This is a genomic window from Corynebacterium urealyticum DSM 7109, from assembly GCF_000069945.1.
Lineage (GTDB): Bacteria > Actinomycetota > Actinomycetes > Mycobacteriales > Mycobacteriaceae > Corynebacterium > Corynebacterium urealyticum.
On record NC_010545.1, the window covers coordinates 795608 to 819217 of the forward strand.

The following is a 23610-nucleotide window of genomic DNA, read 5'->3' on the forward strand; positions in this document are numbered from 1 at the left end:
GCCTGCGAGGTCGGGCGGAGTTCACCCAGCACGTGCCTACCCCACAGGCCACAGCCCGGGGGGGTAGAAGCGCGGCCCCGGGCGCAGAAGGGGCTAGTGCTTCGTGATGATCGTGGCACCGGCGCCGACGGGCAGGCGGGCGGCGGTCACATCGGTCAAGCTCGTGATGTATTCGTCGGCCTCGCGCGCGCAGACGGACTGGCGATCGGTGCGCTCCGCGTCGGCGAGTGTGCCGTCCAGCAGCGTGTCCAACAAGAGGAGAACGCCGCCGGAACGGAGGGTAGGAAGGGTGGCTGCCACGGTGGCCTCGATGTCCTCGACCGCGCACTCTGCAATTGCGAGGTCGTAGCTAGTGGAGGCAAGCCGACCGATGACGTCTAGGGGGCGGCTGGGCAGGAAGCGGAAGCCGTTGCTGGCGACGCCGATCTGCTTGAAGGCATTCTTAGCGAGCTGCTGGTGCTGGACCTCCGGCTCGATGCAGGTCAGGTGCGCCTGGCTGGCGCCAGCGGCGTAGAAACCGCGGAAGAGGTGGGAACCCAGCAGGCCGCAGGCGGGGGACATAATGATCCCGGTGGGGGTGTGGCCGCCCAGCGCCGCGCGTCCCGCGGTGTTGGCCGCAAGGAATCGGAGCAGCTCTGCGGTCACGGCGTCCGGGACGAGCAGACCGAATTCGCGTGCCGCTTCGGTCGCAGCGGCGAGTGCCTCATCGGCAGGGGTGGTCTGCTCGACGTAGGACTTGATGGCGTTGATGCTGGAATTATTTGCAGAGTTCACGATTGTCGAGACTATGGCACTGGACCCTGATTTGGGCTCAAGACATGCCTGATAGGGCGGGGTTTTAAGGAAATAGAAACGCTTGTTAATCACTGTGGCTTAAGTGGGGTGGCGGCCGAAGTTCACAGCGTTTCTCCAGTCGGAAACTATCCCGCAGGGAACTTGGCGTGACATGCTACAAACATGACTCACGCGAACGCCAGCCACCATCCCCAGGTTGACGGGCTGGTGACGAGCCCAGCCACCACTGCCGCATTCGATGCCGGCGAGGCTGAGATGCCCTCCTGGTCCGAGCTGGTGGCCGAACACGCCGATCGCGTCTACCGGCTGGCGTATCAGCTTTCCGGCAATCAGCAGGATGCCGAGGACCTGACCCAGGAAACCTTCATGCGGGTGTTCCGCAGCCTCAAGCACTACCGTCCCGGCACCTTTGAGGGCTGGCTGCACCGCATCACCACGAACCTCTTCCTGGACATGGTGCGCCACCGATCCAAGATTCGGATGGATGCGCTGGAGGATTACCCGGAGTACTGGACACCGGCCACTTCCTCGGAACCCACGCCTGAGGCTGCATTCGAGCTCAATAACCTGGATCCTGCCTTGGAAGCGGCGCTGGCCGATCTGCAGCCGGAGTACCGTGTGGCGCTGGTGCTCAGGGATGGGCTGGACATGAGCTACGACGAAATCGCCGTCACTCTTGGCGTGAAGTTGGGGACGGTGCGCTCCCGGATCCACCGCGCTCGTTCGCAGATGAAGGCTAGGCTCGTGGAAAAGCAGGGTGAATTGCACTACGTCGGATCCTAAGGTGGGAGCTATGGAAATCGGTCACTTGGGGCCGGAGGCTATCGCTGCCCTCGTGGACGGGGAACTGAGCCCCCGCGCGGCCGAACGCGCGCGCATCCACCTCGTGCACTGTGCGGACTGCCGCCGTGAAGTGCTGTCCCAGCGCGAGGTTGCCCAGGCGATGCGTACCGCCATGGCGCACCAGGCCGGCCCGGGCCACGCAACTGAGCACGATGGGCAGGGGCTGCCCGAGACACTGCTGTCGCGGCTGGCAGCCATCCCAGAGGAGTCGGATGGTTCCCAGGTGAATGCGCAAGACGAGCGCACCACGCGTGCCACGGGTTCGACCGCTGCTGGCCAGCATGGTCGTGTGGGTGCGCGCAGTGGGGGAGACCGCGCTGAGCAGAAGCTGAATTTCGACATCGCCGGACGGCGATTCCCGCGCACACTGGCGGCGAAAATCGAGCTGTTTATTCACCAGCTTCGTGACGCCAGGAGGTCTTAAGCCAGCCTGCCCGGTGGGCTAAAGTAGGGGGCGTGTTTTCTTCCATCAGTTGGTTCAACATCCTGGTGCTCCTGATCATCGGGCTGATTGTTATCGGCCCGGAGCGGCTGCCGGGGATGATCAAAGATATCCGCGCGGTGGCGTTGGCTTTTCGCAATCTCGTCAACGACGCCCGTCGCCAGCTGGATGAGGACTTCGGCCCTGAATTCAAGGAGTTCCAGAAGCCGCTGAGCCAGATCAACGAGTACCGCCGGATGGGGCCACGCGGTCTCGTCACGAAGGCGCTCTTCGATGGAGACGATGCCTTCTTCAACGACCTGGAGAACACCGGCCGCCAGTTGGCTGATTCAGTGAACTCGGTGACTAATCCGGCTGGACACACGAGCGCCGAGCGCCCCTCCTCACAGGCCCCGCTGCCTGATTCCCAGCCCCAGGGCACAGGGAGCGCCTCCAATGCAGCCGGGTCACGCACCGCGGTCGGCCAGGGAGCACCGAGCGGTGCTTCGGGGCGCACGACGAACCAACAGTCCCAGCAGCTTGCGGCGGGGGAGAGCTCTGCATCATCCCGGGCAGCCGGGGTATGGGACGACGTCCTGTAGCGCCGGCTGGCCCCTGCCCGGGATGGGCGCGCCCTAGGTGCCTATGCAAGACCCTGTGACAAGCCAAACGCCCGCTCGCTGAAGGATCAAGCGAGCGGGCGTTAGCCTGTGCATCAGAGCTACTTGCGGGTGACCCCCAGGCCCAGGGACTTGCCGGCCAGGGAGGAACGCCGCAGCGCGAGGTGATCGGCGATCGCCCCGAAGGCCTGGGCTGCCTCGGAGTTCGGCTCCGAAAGAGCGATCGGGTTGCCCAGGTCGCCGCCAATGCGCAGGTTCGGGTCCAGCGGGATCTGGCCCAGCAGCGGCACCTTCGTGCCCGCGATCTGTGACAGGCGATCTGCCACCAGCTGGCCACCACCGGAGCCGAAGATCTCGTTCTTCGAGCCATCCGGCATCTGCATCCAGCTCATGTTCTCGATCACGCCGCCGATGCGCTGGCGGGTCTGCTGCGCGATGGAGCCTGCACGCTCCGCGACCTCCGCGGCAGCCGCCTGCGGGGTCGTCACGATCAGGAGCTCAGCGTTCGGCACCAGCTGGGCAACAGAGATCGCCACGTCGCCGGTGCCCGGTGGCAGGTCGAGCAGCAGGATGTCCAGATCGCCCCAGAACACGTCGCCGAGGAACTGCTGGATCGCGCGGTGCAGCATCGGGCCGCGCCACACAACCGGGGAGTTGTCGCCCACAAAGTGACCGATGGAGATCAGCTTCACGCCGTGCGCCTGCAGCGGCATGATCATCTCGTCGACCTGGTGCGGCCGGTCGGTGCTGCCCATCATGTTCGGGATGGAGTGGCCGTAAATATCGGCGTCGATCACACCGACCTTCAGGCCACGGCGCTGCAGGGAGACCGCCAGATTCACCGTGATGGAGGACTTGCCCACACCACCCTTGCCGGAAGCGACGGCGTAGACGCGGGTCGTGGAGTCCGGCTGTGCGAACGGGATCACCGGGTCGGCGGCGTCGCCACGGACCAGCTTGCGCACTTCGCGGCGCTGCTCGTCGCTCATCACGTCGGTGGTGACGGTGACGTTCTCGACGCCAGCCACGCTCTCCGCGGCCTTCCTCGTCTCCTCCGTGAGGTGAGACTTCATCGGGCATCCTGCGATGGTGAGGTAGATCTCGACAGCCACGTCGGCGCCGTCGATCTCGATGGACTTCACCATGCCGAGTTCGGTGATCGAGCGGTTCAGCTCGGGATCCTCGACCTTCGACAATGCGTTGCGAATATCAGATTCTTGAACCATGGGCATCGCCTTAAATCTGCTTCTTTACCTATAAGTGTTTTTCGAGGGTCTGGGTCACAAAAGCCGACCCTCAAGCCAATAAGCCACTGTACCTTGGGGGCCGCCGCTTTATTCAACCTCGGCTCCCGTCAAGCGGCTTGCCGCAGCCTCGCTAGGATTCCCCGCGCGGGGAGGAGCCTGCACTTCGAGCACCATCCGCCATCTCGCGCTCGTCTTCGTCATGGGCGCGATCCTCGAGCTTATCCTCAATGCGGCGCATCAGCTCTGAGAGCTCGTCGAGCTCGCGGCGGAGGTAGTCTCGGGTGACCGTTTCGCCCACCGCGATGCGTACGCCCGCCAGCTCCCGGGCCAGAAACTCCGTGTCGGCCTTGGTCTCCTCAGCGCGGCGCCGATCCTCGTTCAACGCCAAACGGTCGCGGTCGTCCTGACGGTTCTGCGCTAGCAGAATCAGAGGCGCTGCGTAGGCCGCCTGAGTGGAGAAGGCCAGGTTGAGCAGGATGAAAGGGTAGGGGTCCCAGTTCCACCACATCCCGCCGATGTTGAGGCAGATCCACACCACCACGATGAGGGTCTGCCAGGCGAGGTACTTGCCGGTGCCCAGGAAGCGAGCCACCTTCTCTGCGCCCGCGCCTACAGCGTCGCCATTGAGAGAAAACAGCGAGCGGCGCGCCCCGGTGGTTGGGGTGTCGAGGGCGGGCTGATTGTAGTTCTTAGGCATCTGCGTCACCTTCCTGCAAGGACGTCTGTGGCGCCTGCTGTGCGTCGTTGTCGACGCGCCAGTCCTGGTCGCGCCAATCTTCCGGCAGCAGGGCGTCTAACAGGTCGTCGACGGCGAGCACCCCGAGGAGGTGGTTGCCCTCATCGACAACGGGCGCGCAGACCAGGTTGTACGTTGCGAAGAAGCGCGCCGCGGCCTCGTGACTATCTGTCACGGACAGGGCTGGTAGGTCGAGGTCGATCAGCTCGCTGACCAGGGTGGCTGGCGGGTGGCGCAGTAGCTTCTGCAGGTGCACGCAGCCTAGGTAGTGCCCCGTGGGGGTGGACTGGGGCGGGCGCACCACGAACACCAGGGAGCTCAAGGAACTGGACACATCGGGGTTGCGGGCGTGCGCCAGCGCCTCAGCAACTGTCGCCTGTGGGGTGAGGATGATTGCCTCGGAGGTCATCACGCCACCGACCGTGTCCGCAGAGAAACTCATCAGGCGACGCACTGGGGCGGAGTCCTCGGGGTCCATGAGTTCGAGGAGCACGTCCGAGGTGCCGGTCGGAAGCTCGGCGAGCGCATCCGCGGCATCATCCGGCTCCATTTCCTCCAGAACCTCGGCTGCGCGCTCCACACCGAGCTGATTGAGGATCGCGATGCGGGAGTCTTCCGGTAGCTCGGCGACGACATCCGCGAGGCGCTCGTTCGGAATCTCCCGGGCTAGCTTGGTTTGCTGTTCTTCTGGCAGGTCGTTCAGCGCGATAGCGATGTCTGCGGCGTGCATTTCTTGGAAGGACGCCAGTAGCTCGGCGTTGCTGTCCGCAGGTCCCGTCCCGCTCGCGCTCAGGCCCTGGATGCGTGACAACGGCACCACGGCGACCTTTCCCAGGCGGCCGAGGCGGCCGCGCTGGGCCACCGCGACCCGGCTGACCTCCCAGTCCCTGGTCCGGGACTGCTTCAGCTCCACATCCACGATCTCGAGCGCCTGGCCATGCAATTCGGCGTGCTCGGGATCGTCCGTGTGCACCTTGGCGCCAACCAGCTCGTGCTGAATACTAATCTCGCCGGAGCGAGACTGGAAGGGCTTTAAGTTCACCGAGCTGGAGGTCGCCATCACCTCTGAGGGGTTGATGCTGGCCACGCGAAGCATCGGAAGAAAGATTTGGCGTTTATTGGGCAGGGCGATGACCAACCCTAGGACGTGGCTGCGGTGCTGGTAGATGGTGACCACAACATCCCGCACTCGGCCGATGGAGTCTCCGTAGGGGCCCATCAGCATCATTCCGGCCAACCGGCCTGCATAAACGCGAGTTTCTGTCATAGAAACCAAGAATACTTGAGTGTCCACGCAGCCACGATGCCCGGTGGGTCGCGGAGCTCGCGATAGGATGAGGAGCATTCCTCGCAGCCTAATTTTCGCTGCAAACCCTTAAAGCCGTGAGACCCACCCCAAGGAGAGCTGCAAGCCGTGTTTCTTCCGCGCAACGCCGATGCTGGGCGCACCCCGAAAAGAAAGAGTGTGGTGGCGGCTGGACTTGCGCTGGCGCTGGCGGCACCGCTGACGTCCTGCGCGGATAAGGACCAGATCGTGATCGGGGTGCCGGATGCAGGCACAGGGCCCCATGGCGGGCCACGCATGGAAGAAGAGCTAGTCGAGCCGCTGGCGCAGGAGTACGTCGAGCAGTTCGAAGACATCAGCGAAGACACCCCAGAGGTCTCCACGACGCAGATCCCCGCCGGGCAAAGAATTAATCAACTGCGCGAGGGTAAGATCAGCATGACCTTCGGCTGCGTGGGGGAGCTACTGGACGCCCTCGATCCGGCGAAAGGCAGGGAGCTACGGGAGCTGTATGCAGCGGAGGAGAAGCCCGACCGTGTGAAGTGGCGGGATATCACGCACTCCACGATGCTCTCGGCGCTTCCTGCGGAGCTGACGGCGACCAACCCCGGGGCTGCTGTGATCTGTGAGGACGATACTCTGCCACAGAATATCGTTGCCCTGTGGGCCAAGCCGCAGCCTGACCGATATGAACTGCGTGCGGCGAATAACGTCGCCGGAGGGGTGTCCACCGAGAAGCTGCGTGCGACCGCAGCGGGCGAAGAATACGTCCACTAGGCGTGGGGGTCGGAGCTTGCGTCCTCGCGGGGCGGGCGCGGCGAGGGCACGGCTAGGAAAGCAGCGGCGTAAAGAGGCCTTCTAGGCATAAGAAAATGCTCCCCCAAGCACGTGGCTGGGGGAGCATGGGGGCAATCTGCCGACTAGTCGGCGAAGGCCTCCTCGAGCAGTGCCTTCTCCTCGAGCTGGTGGACCTTGGCCACACCAGTTGCGGTGGAGGACTGCGGGCGACGGGACACGCGCTTCAGCTGGATACCTGGCAGGTACTCAGGCAGCTCCAGCGCGATGAACGGCCACGGACCCTGGTTGGCCGGCTCGTCCTGCACCCAGCGGAACTCCGCGTTCGGGTAGTTGGACAGAGCGTCGCGGATGCGGTTGAACGGCAGCGGGTGCAGCATCTCCAGGCGGATGATGGCGACATCGTCGCGGCCATCCTTCTGGCGCTTCTTCTCCAGCTCGTAGTAGATCTTGCCGGAGCACATCAGGACGGTCTTGACGTCCTTGTTCACGCCGTTCTGGTTCGGGTCGTCGATCACCGAGGTGAACTTCTTCGTATCCGTGAAGTCCTCAACAGCGGACACTGCAGCCTTGTTGCGCAGCATCGACTTCGGCGTGAAGACGATCAGCGGGCGGGTGAGGGAACCCAGCGCGTGGCGACGCAGCAGGTGGAAGTAGTTCGCCGGGGTACTCGGCTGAGCCACGGTCCAGGACCCTTCCGCGGACATCTGCAGGAAACGCTCGATGCGTGCGGAGGAGTGGTCCGGGCCCTGGCCCTCGTAGCCGTGCGGCAGGAGCATGACCAGGTTGGACTTCTGACCCCACTTCGCCTCACCGGAGGAGATGTACTCATCGATGACGGTCTGGCCACCATTGGCGAAGTCGCCGAACTGTGCCTCCCACAGGGTCAGCGCGTCCGTGTTGCCCACGGAGTAGCCGTATTCGAAGCCCAGGCCCGCGTACTCGGTGAGCGCGGAGTTGTAGGCCTCGAAGCGGCCGCCATTGCCGGTGTCCTCGGCGAGGGACTGCAGTGGGCTGTAGCGGTCGAAGTCCTCGTTATCGAAGAGGACCGCGTGGCGCTGGGTGAAGGTACCGCGCAGGGAGTCCTCGCCGACGAGGCGGATGAGCTTGCCCTCGGCCGCGAGGGAACCCAGGGCGAGCAGCTCGCCGAAGGCCCAGTCGATGTTGCCGTTCTCGCTCATCTCCTTGCGGCGCTTGATGAGTGGCTTCACGCGACGGTGGGCATTGAACCACTCCGGGGTCTCGTAGAACTTGTCGCCGATCTGGCGAACCAAGTCCTTGGAGATGGAGGTGTCCAGACCGTGGGGCAGCTTCTGAGAGCCGGTGATGCCGGTCTGCTCTGCCGGGGGAGCGTCCTTCTCAGCCTCGCGGACCTGGTTGAACACGGTCTCGAGCTGGTCGTGGAAGTCCTGTGCAGCGCGCTTGGCCTCCTCTTCGGAGATGTCGCCGCGGCCGATGAGAGCCTCGGTGTACTGCTCACGGGAGGTCGGCAGCTCGTTGATGATGTCGTACATCAGCGGCTGAGTCATCGACGGGTCGTCAGCCTCGTTGTGGCCGCGACGGCGGTAGCTCACCAGATCGATGAAGACATCCTTGCCGAAGCGGTTGCGGTAATCGACCGCCAGCTGTGCCACCCAGACGACAGCCTCAGGGTCGTCGCCGTTGACGTGGAAGACCGGAGCATCGAAGCCCTTGGCCAGGTCGGTGGCGTAGTAGGTCGAACGGCCGGAGTCCGGGGTCGTCGTGAATCCAATCTGGTTGTTCACGATGACGTGGACGGTGCCGCCGACGGAGTAAGCGTTCAGCTTGGAGAGGTTGATCGTCTCCTGAACGATGCCAAGGCCAGTGAAGGCCGCGTCACCGTGCAGCAGGATCGGCATGACCGAGCCCTTGGCATCCTCGCCGTACTTCTCGGTGAGCAGGTCCTGCTTCGCGCGAGAGATACCTTCCATGACCGGGTTGACTGCCTCCAGGTGGGACGGGTTGGCAGTCAGGGTGATGTCGATCTCGTTGTCGCCGAACATCTGGATGTAGGTGCCCTCAGCGCCCAGGTGGTACTTCACGTCACCGGAACCGCCGGCGGAGCCCGGGTCGATGTTGCCCTCGAACTCGGTGAAGATCTGGGAGTAAGGCTTGCCCACGATGTTGGCGAGTACGTTCAGGCGACCGCGGTGGGCCATGCCGATGACGACCTCGTTGAGCTTCGAATCGGCAGCGCGGTCGATAGCGGCGTCCATCAGTGGGATCAGCGTCTCCGCGCCCTCCAAGGAGAAGCGCTTCTGGCCGATGTACTTGGTCTGCAGGAAGTTCTCGAAGGCCTCAGCGGAGTTCAGCTTCTGCAGGATGTACTTCTGCTCGGCGGAAGAGAACTTCGGCTGGCCGCCCTCGACGTGCTGCTGCAGCCACAGGCGCTCGTCCTTATCCATGACGTGCGCGTACTCGTAGCCGACTTTGCGGGTGTAGGCCTTACGCAGGGTGTCGAGTACCTCGCGCAGGGTCATGGTCTCGCGACCATTGAAGCCACCAACGTTAAAGGTGCGGTCGAAATCCCACAGGGTCAGGCCGTGAGATTCGATGTTCAGGTCGGAGTGATCCGGCACTGGCAGACCCGGCTGGACCCAGTGCAACGGGTCGATGTCCGCGATGAGGTGACCGCGGGAGCGGTAGGCCTCGATGAGCTGCGCGACACGGGTGGACTTGTCCACACCGGTGTTCGGCAGATCCTGGGACCAGCGGATCGGCGCGTACGGGACGTGCATGGCCTGGAAGATCTCGTCCCAGAAGCTGTCGTTGATCAGCAGGCGGGACATGGTCCGCAGGAACTCGCCGGACTCCGCACCCTGGATGATGCGGTGGTCGTAGGTCGAGGTGATGGTGACGAGCTTGCCGATACCCATCTCGCCGAGGCGGTCGACGGACGTGCCCTGGAACTCGGCCGGGTAATCCATCGCACCAACGCCGATGATCGCGCCCTGGCCGTTGGTCAGACGCGGCACGGAGTGGCGGGTACCGATGCCACCTGGGTTGGTCAGGGAGATGGTCACGCCCTGGAAGTCGTCCATCGTCAGCTTGCCGACGCGGGCACGGGCGACGATGTCCTCGTAGGCGTCGACGAACTCGGAGAAGTTCATCTTCTCCGTCTCCTTGATCGCTGCCACGACCAGGCTACGGCTGCCGTCCTTGTTGTTCATGTCGATCGCCAGGCCCAGGTTGATGTGCTCCGGGGTGACGACGGTCGGCTTGTTATCGACGACCTTGTAATTCAGGTTCATGTCCGGGTGAGCCTGAACCGCGCGGATCAGGGCCCAGCCGATGATGTGCGTAAAGCTGATCTTGCCGCCACCGCGGGCTAGCAGCTGCTGGTTGATGATCGCGCGGTTTTCGAACATGAGCTTCGCTGGCATGTCGCGGACCGTGGTTGCGGTCGGGATGCTCAGCGAGGCGTCCATGTTCTTAGCGATGGCGCGGGCTGTGCCACGCAGCACCTGCTCGCCAGCCTCGGGGGGCTCTACAGGCTGCTTTGGCTCCGGCGGGGCGACGCGCTTCGGAATGGCGTCATAAGCCTCGATGACACGCTCGTCGGCGTCGCCACGTAGGCCACCGCGTCGACCGGAAGCGGTGGTGGCGGCGCCAGCGGAGGCGGCAGGAGCGCTCTGGGTGCTCGTAGCGGCACCGTTATCTGCGCTCGCCGAGCTGCCGGCGGTGTCGCCGTTCTTCTCGAAGTACTTCCGCCATTCGGGGTCAACCGACTCCGGATCCTTCTTATACTGCTGGTACATCTGATCGACCAGCCATTCGTTCTGACCGAAATTCGCGCTGCTCACAGCAGGTCCTCGCCTCTTTTCATCATGACTTCAGTCTCGCTGTAACAGCCTACACGATGTGCTATGCGATTTCGCTTCCAGGTGGCGCGTCACCGACCGGCGAAAAACGGCGTGTGACCTAGCGAGATTCCCGGGACGCGGCGACGAGGTTTGCGTAGCTCCCGCCGGATTCCAAAAGCTCCTGATGACGGCCTTGTTCAACAATTTTTCCGGCGCTGACGACCGCAATATTGTCCGCCATCTCCGCGGTGGAGAGCCGGTGCGCGATGATGATTGCCACCCGCGAACGCGTAGCCAGTGCGATTGCCCGAACCACGTCAGCTTCGACGGCAGGATCGATATTCGCCGTCGCTTCATCCAAGACCATGACGTCTGGGTCGATGAGCTCCGCGCGCGCCAACGCGATGATTTGCTGCTGGGCAGAGGACAACCCCCGACCGCGCTCGCCGACCTCGCCGGCAAAGCCACCTTCAATCCCGGCGATAATCTCCGTGCCCCCGATGGCAGCAATCGCCGCGGTGATCTCCTCCTGGCTCGCCGCCGGTCGGCCGTAGGCGATGTTCTCCGCCACCGTGCCGCGGAACAAGTGCGCTTCCTGAGGGACATAGCCCACCCGAGCGCGCCAGGCTCGAAGTGGGAGCTGGGGGAGGTCGAGGCGCCGCCCGTCGGGGCCGTCCGAAGCGAAAACCGCGGTGATGGACCCCGCCGACGGTTGGTACCACCGGGTGACCAGCTTCGCGATCGTCGACTTCCCGGCGCCAGTCGCACCGACGAGGGCCGTCGCGCCACGGAAGTTGACGGATGCGCCCCGCAGGGAGGACTGGTCGGCGCCGTCGTAGCGGAAGTGCACGTCAGAGAAGTCCACCGCGGTGACCTTGCCTGCCAACCTGGTCTCGGCATCGTCGTCGGCTGCGCCCTGCTCGGCAGGTACGGCCAACAACTCCGAGATTCGCTCGAAGCTCACCGCAGCCTGCTGGAATTTATCGAAGATCTGCGACAGCTGCTGGACGGGTCCGAAGAAGAAGGTCAGATACAAACTGAAGGCAACCAGCGCGCCGTGGCTCGTCGTGCCCTCCGCGACCCGGGCGGTACCGAAAAAGAGGACCGTCGCCTGGGCCAGCTCGGTGATGAAGGAGATGCCGGGGAAGAAGATGCTGACCGCTGCCTGCGCGCGGGTACGCAGCCGAACATATTGCTGCGATTGTTCCCCAATCCGCTCGGCCAGCACCGGTCCGAAGCCGTAAGCCGCGGCAGTGTTGAGCCCATTGACTGCCTCCTGGAAGTGGGCGTTGACCGTAGAAACCTGGGAGCGGGCGGCCCGGTACAGGCGCGAGGAATAACGGCGAAAGACCCACGCGCCCACTCCGATGACCGGCAGGAACAGCGCGGCGATGCCGGCCAGCGCTGGGTCTGTCCACACGAGCATGCCCAGAACGCCCAACAGCATCGTGGTGGAGACGATGGCCTGGGAAAGTCCGGTCTGCAGGAAGCTGGAGAGGTTGTCGATGTCCGTGGTCATCCGGGTCATGACCCGGCCCGAGGCGTTGCGCTCGAACCAGCTCATGGGTAGCCGGTGAAGGTGTTCGAAGCTGCGCGCACGGAGGGCGTAAAGCAGACGCTCGCCGGTGTGCGTGGTGAGCACCGTGTTCCACGCATTGGCAGCCCAGGAAACGCACACCAGGAACAGGGCCCCCAGTCCCAGCGAAAACAGTGCGCTGCGATCCGACCTGCTGATTCCCTGGTCGATGGCCTTGCGCACCAGGGATGGAAGTGCAATGTCGGCGACGAGCCCCAGCAGCAGCGTCCCCACGATGATCGCGGTCGCGATCGGGACGAGGCCCACCAGGGTGCGCAGCCGCAGCACGGGGGTCGTGTCCTCGGACCGTGGGGTAGTGGGAGCGGGGTGCTGAGACGCCGTCTCCTGTCGCGCCAGCGTGATTCGACGCAGCGCTGCGGCGTCGGCGTCCAACTGTTCCCTGGACCTCGCAGCGTCGGCCGGGCGCGCATGCCTGTCGTCGCCAGGGGTAACGGCGACACCGCGGAGATCCCGGTTCGCGTCCTCCTGGATCTCCTCCCAACTACGCGGCCACAGCGGACGCGCCGGGGGAGCGGGCAGGCTGATCACGCTGGTATCCCTGCCATCAGTGTTGGCCGCACCCGTGTCCGCGGGCTCTGCGCGGTGGTCAACGATGATCATCGTCAGGTTGCCCTCACCAGCCCGCTGATGGAGGTTGGCGATGATCTTCTGCTCGGTGACGGTATCGATTGCGCTGGTGGCGCTGTCCAGGATCAGGATCCTGGGGTCGCGGAGAACGGCGCGTGCCAGGGCGATCCGCTGTCGTTGCCCACCCGATAGCGTCAGGCCGCGCTCACCCACGATGGTGGAATAACCGCCGAGCTCGTCGATGAAGTCGGCCGCGCAGGCAACGCGGGCGGCCTCGGCCACCTCGGCGTCGCTCGCCTGAGTTCCCATGCGGATGTTCTCCGCGATGGACATGGAGTAGAGGAAAGGCTCGTCGAAGACGATCGTCGGCCACTGCTTGGGCGGCAGGTCGCCCAGCGGCACCGCGGTGTTGCCCGCGTAGGCAGAAAAATCGGCGTCAGCGTCTGCCGACTGTCCAGCCAGGACCAGCGCCAGCGCCGACTTTCCCGAACCCGCAGGGCCCGTGATGTACGCGGTGGACCCGGGAGCGACGTCCACGGCGACGTCCTCGCCGCTCCGGGTGCGGAAGGTGCCCCGAATCCCGACGGGACCATCCGGGAGCTTGGCCGGGTGCTCGGGGATCCGCCGTTGCGGGAGGGCGAGAATATCCTGCACGCGGGAGACCGCGGCATTCGCTAGGTGCACGGTCACCAACATTCCGGCGCCCATGCGCGTCATCCGAGACAGCAGGGTGACGTAGGCGGAGGCCGAGAGGAATTCTCCGATGGTGATGGCGCCGCGCATCGCGAGCAGGCCGCCGACAACCACGGTGGCGATCAGCGCGATCTGCGGGACCGCCGCCAACGCCGGCTGGAAGCGGGCAGTGAGCCGCCCGACGTCCAGCCGCATCCCGAAGAGCCTGCGTGCCCGGACCATAAAGTTGCTTTGCTCGCGCTGCTCTTGGACGAAGGCCTTGACGATGCGCACGCCGGTGACCGTTTCCTCCACCTGGCTTGCGACGTCCGCGGCCTGCTGCTGCGCCTCCCACGTCGCGTCGTAGAGCCGACGGCGGGAAAAGAAGGCGATGGCGGCGAGCACCGGAAGCTGGATGCTCAGCAACACCGCCAGCGGCCAGGAGAGCCAGAACATGATCCCTAAGATCAGCACGACCTCCACGAGGATGCTGCCCATGATGGGCAGCATCGCCAGCATCCCCTGGATCTGGTTCAAATCCGAGATGGTCCGGGAGACCACTTGGCCGGTACGCACCTGGCCCATCGCCGCCGGTGATGCGCCTTGCAGGGCAGCCAGGCAGCGCATGCGGATGTCGTGCTGGACGTCGACCGAGAGTTTCCCGGCGAAGAAGCGCCGCGCACCATGGGTGCACAAGCGGGCGAAGGCCGCCGCGATGAGTAGCCCAATCGCGCCGGGGCTTCCGTCGATGGCACGGCCGGCGAACAGCGGGATCAGCACGGCCGCGGCGGGCATGAGCACGCTCAGCAGGGTGATGACACCCAGCTGCATGCGGTGAGCGCTCAGGGCGGCGCGGAGGAAAGCAAACACGATAGCCATCAGCCTATCGCCTGCATCAGGCAGATAAGCCAGCCATCACTAGAGCGGGCGACGTCGAAAAGCAGAAGCAGGGAGAAACGGCCCCGGCGCGAGAGAAATAAACCGGGTTAAGATCAACGCAGGAGACGAACCGCGCCGCGGAGAGAGGATTCCTCAATGGGATTTTTGGAAAATATCGCCCAGGCCCTCGACGTTGAGGGCATCGAGTCCCGAGCCAATGATGGAACGCTGTTCGTTCCAGTCTCAGCGGAAGTGGAGATCCAGTTCGAGCTCATTGAAGGCGTGGCCGGGGTCAGTACGTCGGCCGCGAATGTCTTCGTCGCGCTCGCTGATGTCACCGATGAGGATGAAGACTTCGACGCCGCCCTGGTCGGGGTGGTCTTCACTCCGGAGGCAGCGGTCGAGGCAGTGAATCGACACATGGCCACCGACGAGGTGATCACGGTGCTCAACGAGCTGCTCGATGGGCAGGATCCTCGCGTCGAGGACCTCGAGTTCGAACAGGATGATTACGACCCCCTCGTCCTGCGCGCGAACCTCAGCGCGAACTCCAAGGTCACCGTGAAGATCTCGGAGGGGCAGGGCACGCCGACCGCAGCGGTGAATTTCGTGGTGCTTCCCGATAGTGTCTTCGAGCTGGCAGAGAACATCGCCGCGGAGATTCTCGTCGACGAGGAGGACGAGCAGGACCCGGCGAAGCTGGATATGTTGGACGCCACCCTGGACGAGCTGCGCACGCAGTACCAGGAGGTGCTGGACCTCGGCGTATTTGAAGACTTCAACCAGCTCTTCGATGTGCTCGCTTATGTCTCGCAGCAGGCCGAGGACTGGGAGGACCTCCTGGTCACCCTCGACGACGGCTCCGAGGACCCGTTCTTCGAATGGGTCGAAGTCGATGACGGTGAGCTCGAGGACGGTGGATTCGACGACGACGACGCTGCCGACGCGGAGGACGGCGGCGTCACGGAAGACGGCGAGTAACGCTAGCTTGCCTCTCACCGCGACTGGCGGGGTGGCGGGTGGCCAGACGCGACCGGGGCGTCGGCTAGCATGGCTAGCGTGATGATGGGCACAGCCCCCGGCACGGTGCCGGGCACGTGCTGTGCCACCGAAGCGTTGAGCAAGAACCGCAGGAGGGGTACGTGACCGAGGTAGCCATTATTGGGGCCGGCATGGCCGGCCTCGCAGCGGCCCGCACGCTCTCCCAGTCCGGGGTGCGCTGCACCCTCTTCGACGCCGCTGACCGCGTGGGCGGGTTGGTGCGCTCGGAGCAGCACGGCGAGATCACCGTGGACCGCGGGCTGCAGTTCTTCAATACCTGGTACCCGGCGGTCAAGGAGATCCTGAATCCCGGGGAGTACACCGCCCTCAAGATCAAGAACTTCCAGCCAGGGATCAACACCGTCACCCCGGCGGGTTCCGCGCTGATCATCGATCCCGTCCGCGCGCCATCGATGGTTCCGAAGCTGCTGCGCTCGGAGTTCAGCTCCGCCCTGCGCCTCGGCGAACTCGTGCGCATGCGCAACTGGCTGCGCAGCGAGCTGATGCACCGCTCCTCCCTGGAGCTGCGTGGACCCAGCCGCTTCGGACACGCCAGCGACGAGCCGGTCTCCGCATCGCTTGATAAGGCTGGCATCACCGGCCCAGTCCGCCAGAACGCGGTCGACCCGATCCTGCGCGCCTTCCTCTACGACCATGGCGGGGAAACCTCCGCGGAGTTCGCGAAGTGGGTCTTTGTCACCCTGTTGCGCGGCACGCTGGCCTTGCCGGAGCGCGGAATGGGGGACCTGGCGGCGACGATGGGGCGGCTGGGCGGCGTCCGCGTCGAACTGAACTCCCAGGTCACTGCCGTGGACGTCCAGCCGGGCGGGGTGGAGCTAACAGTGAACGGCAAGACCGAGCGCTTTTCCCATGCGATCGTAGCCACCTCTGCGCAAGCGGCCCATGACCTGATCGGCACCGCAGTTCCCGAGCATCGCGGGCAGAGCACCTGGTGGTTCACCGTGGCCGATGAGGTTCACAGCGACCGGCTCGTGACCGTGGATGGCAGCGGCGAACTGTGCATCGACCTGGCCGCCGCGGTCACCTCCGTGGCCCCGGCCTACGCGCCGGGAACGCAGCTGATTGCCGCAGCGGCCTCCCACCCGTACAGCAATGGTGACTTCGACGCTGCCCGCGATCTGCCGACTGAGCAGGAGGTCCGCCGGGATGTGTCCAGCATTTACGATTGCAGCCCCGACGCCCTGGAGCTGGTCACCCGCCACGATATTCCAGATGCCCTGCCGCTGGTCGGGCCGAATCACGCGATCCAGGCCCAGCCGGCCGCCGAACTGCTAGACGGTCGAGTGGCGGTCGCCGGTGCTCACGCCGCGACCTCCACCATCGACGGCGCCATTCGCTCCGGGCAGCGGGCGGCGCGGGCGATCGCGGAGCTCGTGGCAGAAAAGTAGGCCTGTAGCGGGCGGCTGACCCCTGGGACCCATGGATGGGCTCACAGCCAGATCCCATAAAAAATCCCCGCACCAGTGAACTAGACCCCGAAAGTTGGACTGGTTTAATTCTAGGCGGTGAGGGGTTCAAGGGTCTGATTCCGATATTGCATCGGGGTCAGGCCCTTGAGTCGTTGTTGGACGCGTTCGGTGTTGTACCACCCGATGTACTCGTCGATCGCTTGGTTGAACTCTGCGACCGTGTCGAAGACCTCACCGTGGTACATCTCGGTTTTCAAGTGCCCGAAGGAGTTCTCCATGACCGCGTTGTCGTAACAGTTGGCTTTACGCGACATCGACTGAACACCACCGTTGTCGCCGATCAGATTGCGCCACGAGGAATGCTGGTACTGGAAACCTTGATCGGTGTGCATCATCCACCCGGGTTCAGGTGCACACGCTGTGATCGCCTTGGACAAAGAATCGGTGGTCAACGCTGTCGACGGTGATGTAGCCACAGTGTGGGCAACGATCGAGCGGTCGAACAAGTCCATCACCGGTGACAGGTAGACCTTGCGGCCTTGGACCCTGAACTCGGTGACGTCGCTGACAAAGACGGTATTCGGCCTATCTGGGGTGAACCTGCGGTCAAGCGTGTTGTCAGCGATGTGGCTGATCGTCCCAGTGTAGGAAACATATGGCCTGCGTTGGCGGATCTTGGCTCGAAGCCCCATCTCGCACATGAGTTTGTACACGAGCTTGTGGTTGACCACCCAGCCTTGGTTCCGCAGGTCAAGTAGGACTCGCCTATAGCCGTAGCGATGCTTGTTCCGTTCGAAGCACTCCCGGATCGCGGCTTTGAGTGCTGCGTGCTTATCCGGCTTGTTGAGGCGTTTCTGGTGGTAGAAGAACGTCGACCTCGGCATGCCTGCCGCATCCAAAAGGTATTGCAGACGATGCTGTGACTTGAGGATGACAATCGCCTGGACTTTCAGGCGTGTCCCTGGTTCCTCAAGTCCCGCAATTTTTTTTAAGTAAGCGTTTTCCGCTTCCAACCGCGCGATCTGACGGCGAAGCTTGTCTTCTTCTGTAAGCTGCTTCGGTGCGACCGAGCCTTTGGGTCTGCCCTTCGGTTTCGGTGTCAACGCGTCATCGCCGCCTGTGCGCCATTTCCTGGTCCAATCTTTGACGAGCTGGTCTGACGACAGGCCAAACTCGCGGGCAAGATCCATTCTTGTCTCGCCGGCAAGGTAGCGTTGGACAACTTCCTTTTTGATGTCGAACGAGTACTGCTGTTTAGTTGGTTTCTCCACAAGACATAGCTTGCCATGCAGCTGAAACCGACGACGCAGCGTACGGGCGGCATACTTGGAGACACCAAGAGCATTGGCAGCGGCTGTATAACCCATGCCTTGCTCAAATAGTTCAACCAACTGCTCGCGCTGCTGCTTACTCAGCGAACTTCGTGCTCTCAATGGAAACTGCTCCCCACTAGTCGGTAACTGATTTCTCAGTCCAACTAATGGGGAGCAGTTCACAGGTGCGGGGATTTATTGCTTCCAGGGGCGGGGCTAAACCGCGGCGGCCTCGGCCTTGTTCTTCCGGTCGATGAAGTAGTAGCGGATGGACATGGCCACCGTGAACACCACACCCGCGATGAGCGCGGAGTGGAAATCCGACATCCAGAACATCGTGCCGAAGGTCAGCAGGATCATGGCGATCGCGAAATACTGGCCCAGCGGCCACAGCGGCACCGTGAAGTTCGCGTGGGCGACATCCTTGAAGTTGAGGTGCTTGCGGTAGGCCAGGTGGCTGATGAGGATCATCAACCAGACGAAGATCGTGGCGAAGGTGGCCAGCGCGGCGATGTCCTGGAATAGGCGCTCGGCGGTTGGGTTGATCAGCTGCAACACGACGCCGATGACCAGCACGATGAGTAGGGCACTGATCGTGGATACCGGCACGCCATTGCGCGGATCAATCTTGGCGAACATCTTCGGGGCAAGCTTCTGTCGCGCCATGCCGTGGATCACGCGGCCGGCACCGTAGAGGTCCGAGTTGATCGCGGACAGTGCCGCGGAGAGAACCACGACATTCAGCAGGGCGGCGGCCCAGCCGATGCCCAGGGAGCTGAAGATCTGCACGAACGGGGACTGCTCGCCGGTGATCTCGCGCCACGGAATCACTGCGACGATGACGAAGATCGCGAGCACGTAGAACAGCAGGATGCGCATCGGCACCGTGTTGATGGCCTTCGGGATCGTCTTCTCCGGGTCCTCGGCCTCGGAGGCCGTCACACCGATGATCTCCGTGCCGCCGAAGGCAAAGAGCACCAGAATGAGGGCGGACAGCACGCCGGTGAAGCCGTTCGGGAACAGACCGCCGTCGTTCCACAGGTTCGAGATGCCGACGGTGCCGCCGGTGTCCACGTTGAACACCAGGATGGCCGCGCCACCGAGGATCATGGCGACCACCGCGGTCACCTTGATCGTCGTGAACCAGAACTCCAGCTCACCAAACCAGCGGGCGGAGGCGAGGTTCGCCGCCCCCACGATGATCAGCGCCACCGCGACCCACACCCAGGAGGCTGTCTCCGGGAACCAGAACTTCATATACAGCGCCACGGCCGTGAGGTCGGCCAAGCACACGATGATCATCTCGAAGGCATACATCCATCCGGTGATGTACCCGGCCCATCCGCCCAGGTAGCGGCGGCAGTATTCCGCGAAGGACCCAGCAACGGGGTGGGCCACGGACATCTCGCCCAGGGCTCGCAACATGAAGTAGACGATCGCGCCGCCGAGCAGGTAGACGAAGATCACGCCGGGGCCCGCCGCGCCGATCGCGCCGGCGGAACCGTAGAACAGCCCGGTGCCGATGGCCGAACCCAGCGCGATGAAGTGGATGTGCCTGTGGCGCAGCGCGCGCCGCAGCTCGGCCTGGTGGCTGTCAGTCGTCGAGGATTCGCCCGCCGTGGCGGTCTCGGGCGCTGGTTGTTGCGACATGGGATTGTCCTCCGGATTCCGTCAAGCCGCGAAAGTCAGATCGATATCAGCCGTAGTATGCCACGTCACATTCCGAGCTAAAGATTCGGGTCGGCACTGCCAGCGGCCACAATCGGGGGAGGCTGTGATCTGCCTTCCACCGGGAGGCGCCGGTATGGCTTTTGCCGGGCGCAGAGCGTACTGTCAAGTGCGATGAGTGATACTGATAGCGTCTCCGGCGACGTCAACAAGCCGGTGGATAACGATTACTCGGTAGCTCAGAACAATCTGCAGGAAGAGAAGCAGCAGGCGCCGGCCAACGACGCGCCGCTGAATATCTCTGATGTGTTGGGGGAGAACACCGAAGATTCCGCGATGGAATCCGCCGGTGACTCCGCTGTAGCCGAGGGCGCAGAAGATTCTGGGAAGACCGACAATCTCAACAACGAGAAGAACAAGAACGAGAACCCAGAGGACACTGTGGCCGATCAGCAGGCGGAAACCGTAGAAAACAACAACACCGACGACACCACCCCGACCGCGTCCAGCCAGGACGACGTCGTCGCGCAGGACAACGAGCAGGAAAACAAGGACGACGACGGCGCCGGTTTCGGCGACCTCGGTCTGTCGCCGGAGGTTTTCGACGCTGTCCGTGCCGTCGGTTTCACCAAGCCCTCCCCGATCCAGGAACAGACCATCCCGCTGCTGATGGCAGGGGAGGACGTGGTCGGTCTTGCGCAGACCGGTACCGGTAAGACCGCCGCCTTCGCGCTGCCGATCCTGTCCCGACTGAACCTGAAGTCCCGCAAGCCGCAGGCCCTGGTGCTCGCGCCGACCCGTGAGCTGGCCCTGCAGGTTGCTGAGTCCTTCGAGGACTTCGCGGAGAAGATGGGCGGGGTCAACATCCTGCCGATCTACGGCGGCCAGCCCTATGGTGCGCAGCTTTCCGGCCTGCGCCGTGGCGCGCACGTGGTCGTCGGCACCCCGGGTCGCGTGATCGACCACCTGCAGAAGGGCAGCCTCGATATCTCCGAGCTGCGCTTCATGGTGCTCGACGAGGCCGACGAGATGCTGAACATGGGCTTCCAGGAGGACGTGGAACGCATCCTCGAGGACACCCCGGAGGATAAGCAGGTCGCACTGTTCTCGGCGACGATGCCGTCCGCGATCCGCCACCTGTCCAAGCGCTACCTCAACTCGCCGCAGGAAGTGACGGTCAAGTCCACCCAGCGCACCGCGGAGAACATCGAGCAGGACTATCTGATCGTGCACCACCGCGAGAAGCTCGACGCTCTGACCCGCATCCTCGAGGTCACCGACTTCGATGCGATGATCATGTTCGTCCGCACCAAGAACGACACCGAGGAACTCGCGGAGCGCCTGCGCGCCCGGGGCTACGAGGCTGCCGCCATCAACGGCGATATTGCCCAGGCACAGCGCGAGCGCACCGTCGACCAGCTCAAGGACGGTCGCCTGGACATCCTGGTTGCCACCGACGTCGCCGCCCGTGGCCTTGACGTCGAGCGCATCACGCACGTGTTCAACTACGACATCCCGCGCGACACCGAGTCCTATGTCCACCGCATCGGCCGCACCGGACGTGCGGGGCGTTCCGGTCGCGCCGTGCTGTTCGTGACCCCGCGCGAGCGCCGGATGCTGAAGTCCATCGAGCGCGCGACGAAGTCCCGCCTCAACGAGATCGAGCTGCCGAGCGTTGACCAGGTCAACGAGGCCCGCAAGGCGAAGTTCAACCGCGAGCTGACCAAGAATCTCGAGGATCCGCAGGTCTCCGTGTTCCGCGACCTGGTGACCACCTACGCGGAAGCCAACGGGGTCACCCTGGAAGACATCGCCGCGGCACTTGCGGCCGGTGCCCAGGGTGGGGAGAAGTTTCTCATGGAGGAGGCGCCGCGCCGAGAACACAAGCGGCGCAGCGATGACCGCTACGGCGATGCTGATCGTCGTGGTGGCGGCGCCTACCGCTCCTTCGAGGAGCGCTTCAACAAGCCAGCACCGCGGTTCACGGACCGCAACGGCAACGAGATGGAGGTCTACCGGCTTTCCGTCGGCCACCGCCAGCGCGTGCGCCCGGGCGCGATCGTGGGTGCCCTGGCCAACGAGGGCGGCCTGAACTCCCGCGATTTCGGCCGCATCAGCATCTTCTCTGAGCACTCCCTGGTGGAGCTGCCGGCGGACCTGCCGAAGCAGGTCTTTGAGGCTCTCGACCAGACCCGCGTGTCCGGCCAGCTGATCAATATCGAGCCGGATCCGGGCGCTCCGAAGGGCCGACCGGGCTCTCACCGTGGCAACCGTCGCGACCGCGATGACCGGCGCGGTGGTTACCGCGAAGACCGGGGCCGGGGCGACCGCCGGGGCGGCGGTCGTTTTGACCGGGACCGCGACCGAGGTGGCCGCGGGCGTGGCCGTGGGCACCACAACCGCTTTGAGGACTCCCGTGGGGATCGCCGTGGCGGTGGACGCCAGCGGGATGACCGCGGTTTCGAGGGCCGTGGCGGTCGCGGTAATAACCGTCGCGGGGGACGCTACTAGCCAGCCCCTGTGAACCCGGCTGACGTGGGAGAACCCAGGTCAGCCGGGTTTTTCGTGGCGGGGTAGCCCTTCAGGAGCCCAAAGCCTAGAAAATAAAGCATAGCCGTGGGAGCGAGACTCGCTCCCACGGCTATGTGGTTTGCGTGCAGCCCGTGAGCGGCTGCGGGAGTGACTGGGGCTAGACGAACATCAGGATCGCGGTGACCAGCCACAGCAGGTTGAAGATGCCCCCGAACATTGCAGCCTTACCGGGCAGGGCCTGAGCAGCGTCACCCTGGACAGCGGCGAGTTCATCCTCGCTAGCCGGGGTGTCGGATTCGTCCAGGCCGTCCACGGAGATCAGGCCGCGCCGCTGCTGCGGGATCACTGCCAGCAGCAGAACCAGCCATGCCACCAGGGAGGTCAGGATGGCGGCGTGGAAGGCGTAGTTTTGCATTGCGCCGTCCACGGTCATGAATGCGACCAGGCCCAGTACCGGGACCAGCAGGGAGATGTAGCCGTAGCGGCGGGTCATGCCAGCCAGGGTTGCCACGGAACCTACCGCCTTGGCGGAGCCGGACTGCGCGGCGCGCAGGGTCGGGGCGAATGCCGAGGTAGCGACCGCGACCGGTCCGATGAGGAGGATTGCGGCGATGACGTGGAGAGCAGTAATAAATTGATCCATGTGAACTACTCTGTCAAAAAAATTTCTGACTAGTCACAAAACCCCCGGTCAGCGGGGGAGCTGGCAGACCTCGCGGGCCACGGCAGCGTCGCCGGTCGTGATCGCCAGACCGTAGCGAACGATGACCACGAGGTAACGGGCAGCGTAGGGGCACTGGGCAGCCGGATTGGGCGGCAGCCACGCTTCCAGCGTGGCGTCGGATTTCTCCCGGTTGATTTCCGAGGCGGTGACCGCCAGGTTGTAATGCCAGTCGTTGGCGAAGCGATGACGCTTCTCCGCCGACCAGGCGTGCGCCCCCAAGTCCCAGGCCGCGGCGAGCGGGACAATGTGGTCGATATCGACGCCCTGCGGGCGCACCGGTGCAGCGGAGTACTCATCGGCGGCCTCGCCGATGGCCCGCGGGCAGGGGCTGTCGGGCTCGGTGGGGAAGCTCAGATTCAGGACCAGCTCACGGGTCGAGCAGTAACTGCCATCGGGTGCGATGCTTTGCTCCCAGCCCTGAAGAAACCGGGTGCGGTCGTAGCCCACCACCCGGACCCGCTGCGGCACGACCTCCACCTGCGCCAGCGCGCGGCGGGCCAGCTCCTGGGAGCGTTGATTCACCACGCGGCCGCCAGGAAGCCAGCCGGTTGGCACCGGAACCGACGTCGTGAAAAACAAGAGGCCGGCCACGGCGAGAAGAAAGATAAGCGAGAAAAAGAA

At 64.2% G+C, this 23610-nt stretch carries 17 protein-coding genes; 7 read left to right on the forward strand and 10 right to left on the reverse strand.

The window, feature by feature from the left end:
- Nucleotides 1-93: 93 nt before the first annotated feature.
- On the reverse strand, nucleotides 94-867 hold the full coding sequence (locus CU_RS03355) for an O-methyltransferase (RefSeq protein WP_012359921.1): 774 nt from the start codon (nucleotides 865-867) through the stop codon (nucleotides 94-96).
- A 90-nt stretch (nucleotides 868-957) separates the two neighbouring features.
- On the opposite strand from CU_RS03355, the gene sigE reads away from it, so the two are divergent.
- The 3 genes from sigE to tatB are packed head-to-tail and all read left to right on the forward strand — an operon-like array spanning nucleotide 958 to nucleotide 2661.
- Nucleotides 958-1578 carry an RNA polymerase sigma factor SigE gene (sigE, locus tag CU_RS03360; RefSeq protein ID WP_012359922.1) on the forward strand — a complete coding sequence of 207 codons (621 nt, stop codon included), beginning with the start codon at nucleotides 958-960 and terminating at the stop codon, nucleotides 1576-1578.
- Between the two features lie 10 nt (nucleotides 1579-1588).
- Nucleotides 1589-2062: an anti-sigma factor family protein gene (locus tag CU_RS03365; RefSeq protein ID WP_012359923.1), complete on the forward strand. Its 474-nt coding sequence runs from the start codon at nucleotides 1589-1591 to the stop codon at nucleotides 2060-2062.
- A 32-nt stretch (nucleotides 2063-2094) separates the two neighbouring features.
- Complete coding sequence (tatB, locus tag CU_RS03370; protein ID WP_012359924.1) at nucleotides 2095-2661, forward strand: Sec-independent protein translocase subunit TatB; 567 nt, start codon at nucleotides 2095-2097, stop codon at nucleotides 2659-2661.
- A 119-nt stretch (nucleotides 2662-2780) separates the two neighbouring features.
- Here the strand turns inward: tatB and CU_RS03375 are convergent, their stop codons facing one another.
- From CU_RS03375 to CU_RS03385, 3 genes are all read right to left on the reverse strand, one after another.
- Entirely contained in the window at nucleotides 2781-3911 is a 1131-nt protein-coding gene (locus CU_RS03375) for an Mrp/NBP35 family ATP-binding protein (RefSeq protein ID WP_012359925.1), read from the reverse strand.
- A gap of 145 nt (nucleotides 3912-4056) precedes the next feature.
- The gene (locus CU_RS03380; RefSeq protein WP_012359926.1) at nucleotides 4057-4623 is read right to left on the reverse strand and encodes a DUF1003 domain-containing protein; all 567 of its coding nucleotides are present in this window, start codon (nucleotides 4621-4623) and stop codon (nucleotides 4057-4059) included.
- A complete protein-coding gene (locus tag CU_RS03385; RefSeq protein ID WP_231837743.1) occupies nucleotides 4616-5929 on the reverse strand; it encodes a magnesium transporter MgtE N-terminal domain-containing protein in 1314 nt (437 codons plus the stop codon). The genes CU_RS03380 and CU_RS03385 overlap by 8 nt, the downstream gene beginning before the upstream one ends.
- 201 nt (nucleotides 5930-6130) lie before the next feature.
- Here CU_RS03385 and CU_RS03390 point away from each other — a divergent pair, with 201 nt between their 5' ends.
- Nucleotides 6131-6724, forward strand: coding sequence for a hypothetical protein (locus tag CU_RS03390; RefSeq protein WP_231837744.1), 594 nt, complete (start codon nucleotides 6131-6133; stop codon nucleotides 6722-6724).
- A 143-nt stretch (nucleotides 6725-6867) separates the two neighbouring features.
- On the opposite strand, the gene CU_RS03395 is transcribed toward CU_RS03390, so the two are convergent.
- Nucleotides 6868-10566, reverse strand: coding sequence for a multifunctional oxoglutarate decarboxylase/oxoglutarate dehydrogenase thiamine pyrophosphate-binding subunit/dihydrolipoyllysine-residue succinyltransferase subunit (locus tag CU_RS03395; protein WP_012359929.1), 3699 nt, complete (start codon nucleotides 10564-10566; stop codon nucleotides 6868-6870).
- Nucleotides 10567-10684: 118 nt separating this feature from the next.
- Nucleotides 10685-14281 (reverse strand): ABC transporter transmembrane domain-containing protein, encoded by a 3597-nt coding sequence (locus CU_RS03400; protein WP_012359930.1) that lies wholly within the window; start codon nucleotides 14279-14281, stop codon nucleotides 10685-10687.
- Between the two features lie 156 nt (nucleotides 14282-14437).
- On the opposite strand from CU_RS03400, the gene CU_RS03405 reads away from it, so the two are divergent.
- Nucleotides 14438-15262, forward strand: coding sequence for a hypothetical protein (locus CU_RS03405; RefSeq protein WP_012359931.1), 825 nt, complete (start codon nucleotides 14438-14440; stop codon nucleotides 15260-15262).
- Between the two features lie 161 nt (nucleotides 15263-15423).
- On the forward strand, nucleotides 15424-16731 hold the full coding sequence (locus tag CU_RS03410) for an FAD-dependent oxidoreductase (protein ID WP_231837745.1): 1308 nt from the start codon (nucleotides 15424-15426) through the stop codon (nucleotides 16729-16731).
- 110 nt (nucleotides 16732-16841) lie between these two features.
- Here CU_RS03410 and CU_RS10310 read toward each other — a convergent pair whose 3' ends face one another.
- Together CU_RS10310 and CU_RS03420 are read right to left on the reverse strand one after the other, a co-directional pair.
- On the reverse strand, nucleotides 16842-18185 hold the full coding sequence (locus CU_RS10310; RefSeq protein ID WP_012359933.1) for an IS3 family transposase: 1344 nt from the start codon (nucleotides 18183-18185) through the stop codon (nucleotides 16842-16844).
- Between the two features lie 96 nt (nucleotides 18186-18281).
- Nucleotides 18282-19715 (reverse strand): amino acid permease, encoded by a 1434-nt coding sequence (locus CU_RS03420; RefSeq protein WP_012359934.1) that lies wholly within the window; start codon nucleotides 19713-19715, stop codon nucleotides 18282-18284.
- Between the two features lie 192 nt (nucleotides 19716-19907).
- Here CU_RS03420 and CU_RS03425 point away from each other — a divergent pair, with 192 nt between their 5' ends.
- Nucleotides 19908-22244 (forward strand): DEAD/DEAH box helicase, encoded by a 2337-nt coding sequence (locus CU_RS03425; RefSeq protein WP_012359935.1) that lies wholly within the window; start codon nucleotides 19908-19910, stop codon nucleotides 22242-22244.
- Nucleotides 22245-22422: 178 nt separating this feature from the next.
- On the opposite strand, the gene CU_RS03430 is transcribed toward CU_RS03425, so the two are convergent.
- Together CU_RS03430 and CU_RS03435 are read right to left on the reverse strand one after the other, a co-directional pair.
- Nucleotides 22423-22908 carry a hypothetical protein gene (locus CU_RS03430; protein WP_012359936.1) on the reverse strand — a complete coding sequence of 162 codons (486 nt, stop codon included), beginning with the start codon at nucleotides 22906-22908 and terminating at the stop codon, nucleotides 22423-22425.
- 48 nt (nucleotides 22909-22956) lie between these two features.
- Nucleotides 22957-23511 carry an HNH endonuclease family protein gene (locus tag CU_RS03435; protein WP_231837746.1) on the reverse strand — a complete coding sequence of 185 codons (555 nt, stop codon included), beginning with the start codon at nucleotides 23509-23511 and terminating at the stop codon, nucleotides 22957-22959.
- Nucleotides 23512-23610 lie beyond the last annotated feature (99 nt).

Bases quoted from the DNA above. Each gene is read 5' to 3' on its own strand.
- CU_RS03380 (WP_012359926.1), bottom strand. From the start codon at position 4,623: ATGCCTAAGAACTACAATCAGCCCGCCCTCGACACCCCAACCACCGGG.
- CU_RS03400 (WP_012359930.1), bottom strand. From the start codon at position 14,281: ATGGCTATCGTGTTTGCTTTCCTCCGCGCCGCCCTGAGCGCTCACCGC.
- CU_RS03425 (WP_012359935.1), top strand. From the start codon at position 19,908: ATGAGTGATACTGATAGCGTCTCCGGCGACGTCAACAAGCCGGTGGAT.
- CU_RS03385 (WP_231837743.1), bottom strand. From the start codon at position 5,929: ATGACAGAAACTCGCGTTTATGCAGGCCGGTTGGCCGGAATGATGCTG.
- CU_RS03405 (WP_012359931.1), top strand. From the start codon at position 14,438: ATGGGATTTTTGGAAAATATCGCCCAGGCCCTCGACGTTGAGGGCATC.
- CU_RS03420 (WP_012359934.1), bottom strand. From the start codon at position 19,715: ATGTCGCAACAACCAGCGCCCGAGACCGCCACGGCGGGCGAATCCTCG.
- CU_RS03375 (WP_012359925.1), bottom strand. From the start codon at position 3,911: ATGCCCATGGTTCAAGAATCTGATATTCGCAACGCATTGTCGAAGGTC.
- sigE (WP_012359922.1), top strand. From the start codon at position 958: ATGACTCACGCGAACGCCAGCCACCATCCCCAGGTTGACGGGCTGGTG.
- CU_RS03430 (WP_012359936.1), bottom strand. From the start codon at position 22,908: ATGGATCAATTTATTACTGCTCTCCACGTCATCGCCGCAATCCTCCTC.
- CU_RS03365 (WP_012359923.1), top strand. From the start codon at position 1,589: ATGGAAATCGGTCACTTGGGGCCGGAGGCTATCGCTGCCCTCGTGGAC.